The sequence below is a fragment of the Corynebacterium amycolatum SK46 genome (genome assembly GCF_000173655.1).
GTDB classification, from domain to species: domain Bacteria; phylum Actinomycetota; class Actinomycetes; order Mycobacteriales; family Mycobacteriaceae; genus Corynebacterium; species Corynebacterium amycolatum_A.
The window spans coordinates 1-2,058 of the sequence record NZ_ABZU01000041.1 but is presented as its reverse complement, the minus strand read 5'-3'; the positions used below and the strand labels follow the sequence as shown (position 1 = coordinate 2,058).

Annotated in this window: 1 protein-coding gene and 2 pseudogenes; 2 read left to right on the top strand and 1 reads right to left on the bottom strand. The window is 58.4% G+C overall.

Translation table 11 applies throughout. The features are described from left to right. Window positions 1-250 (bottom strand): annotated as a pseudogene (locus CORAM0001_RS11460) (IS30 family transposase); the annotation flags it as partial. 390 nt (window positions 251-640) lie between these two features. On the opposite strand from CORAM0001_RS11460, the gene CORAM0001_RS10810 reads away from it, so the two are divergent. Both CORAM0001_RS10810 and CORAM0001_RS11455 read left to right on the top strand, forming a co-directional pair. Further along, the gene (locus tag CORAM0001_RS10810; RefSeq protein ID WP_005512059.1) at window positions 641-1,681 is read left to right on the top strand and encodes a hypothetical protein; all 1,041 of its coding nucleotides are present in this window, start codon (window positions 641-643) and stop codon (window positions 1,679-1,681) included. A 127-nt stretch (window positions 1,682-1,808) separates the two neighbouring features. Further along, a pseudogene (locus CORAM0001_RS11455) lies at window positions 1,809-2,058 on the top strand (IS30 family transposase); the annotation flags it as partial.

The following is a 2,058-nucleotide window of genomic DNA, read 5'->3' as shown; positions in this document are numbered from 1 at the left end:
CAATCTCGGCAACACTATATGAGCCGGCCATAAGCATCTCGTAGATCACGCGATGTTTATGCATCATCGATAACTTCGGGTAGTGCGATTGGTGCTGGATTTCAATTCCGGCTTGTCGCGCCCACCGCCTGACAGTTGGTGAGGGAATCGCTAAATCGCGCCCAACCGCGCTTGCTGATGCCCCGTTGGCAATGTGTTGAAGCGCAATGGGTTTGATGGCACTGTATTTCGTTCGGCGGGTTTGCTTCACTACTTCTCCTGGTCGAAAGTGGTGATGCATTCACCGCCTGAACCTACCGCACAAAATTTGCCACGAAAGTGTCATAAACCTAGTCAGTAACTTGGGCACTAGCTCGGCCTCAAGCTCAGAAGGACCGTGGGGCACGGTCACACGGGTCCCGTAAACCACGCAAACTACAAAAACCACGCAAGGCCCAAAAGTTTTCCCCCGACTGGGTGCTCAGCCGAAAAGGAATGGAACCGCGAGGGCAATTTCCGCGCCTTATTAAATAGGGGCCACAAAACAGTGCCACAAGCCAAGGCAACGAAATAGAGCCACAAAACAGCGCCACAAAAATAGGGACGAAATAACTACCACGGGGCAACAGCCACAGGACAACAACCACGGGGCGGGGGAGAAATGGTCAACAAGAAACGCAAGCAACTGGTGGCGGACCAGTTTGGAATCATTAGGCCGGATGACCAGCCGGGGAATGGATACCGCGAGGTCGCAAGGCAAGCGCGGGCCGGTTATCTGGAGCGGCTTTGCCGAGGTCACTATGTAGTCGCGCACGCCTGGGAGGGGCTCCACCGCGAGAAACGCCTGGCTATTACTGCTTTGGCGGTGGTCTCCGAGACGTCGTCAGGCATTATTTCGGGAGCTGCAGCGCTGGCCTTGCACGGTTCGTGGGTGCTGGTGCGCGATGCGAAGATTGTGGTCGTGGGCGGGAGCCAGCAGTTCCACGGCATCGACTATTGCATGCGCTTGCGCTCGGAGATCCATCTGGATCACACGCAGGGGCTCGCGGACCGGCGGGTCGCGGTGCTCGCGCGTGCGGCCTTCGATGAGTGTCGCGTCCGGTTCAGGCAGAAGGGGCCGGAGTCCGTGTCGTGGCGGGCGGCGGTGTTGGCTGTCGAGGGTGCGCTGCGGCATGGCGCCACGCGCGATCAGCTTGAGGAGCTCCCGGTGCATTATCCCAGCGTGCGGGGCCAAGAGCTGTTTCACCGTGCGCTCGCGGTCTGTCATGGTCGTTGCGAAACGCCCGGTGAGGCGCTGACTAAAGCCGCTCTTCTCGAGCTCGGACTGAAGTTCCACGAGCAAGCCGAAATTTGGACTCGCGGCACCAGCCACGATCCGCCACACTTTCTCGCCCGCGTGGATTTTTATATCCCCGACCTGCTGCTTGTCGTGGAATTCGACGGCCACATCAAGTATTCGGCTAGCGAGGTCGCGCCGACGCCCGCGGCTCAGTCCGAGCTGCTCACGCGGGAGACTTACCGCGAGCGTTCGCTGCGCGCAACGGGGCTGGATGTCGCGCGGGTGGTGTGGAAAGAGGTGGAATTGCACGCAGTTCGCTTATCGACGCTCCGTTCAATCCTCATCGAGCGCGAACGCGTGGTAGCCGCAGGTGGGGTGACTTTCCGTGCGGATGTGCGCAATGCCGGCCCGCTGATTGGGTAGCGGGGCCGGGGGACCGCTGGATAGTTTGCCCAAAAAGAAACTGACTAGGTTTATGACACTTCAAGCACAAATTTTGCCAGGTAGGTTCAGGCGGTGAATGCATCACCACTTTCGACCAGGAGAAGTAGTGAAGCAAACCCGCCGAACGAAATACAGTGCCATCAAACCCATTGCGCTTCAACACATTGCCAACGGGGCATCAGCAAGCGCGGTTGGGCGCGATTTAGCGATCCCCCAACCAACAGTCAGGCGGTGGGCGCGACAAGCCGGAATTGAAATCCAGCACCAATCGCACTACCCGAAGTTATCGATGATGCATAAACATCGCGTGATCTACGAGATGCTTATGGCCGGCACATATAGTGTCGCCCAGATTG

What these genes read in the sequence shown, in the direction of transcription:
- CORAM0001_RS10810 (WP_005512059.1), top strand. Translation starts at nt 641, where the DNA reads ATGGTCAACAAGAAACGCAAGCAACTGGTGGCGGACCAGTTTGGAATC.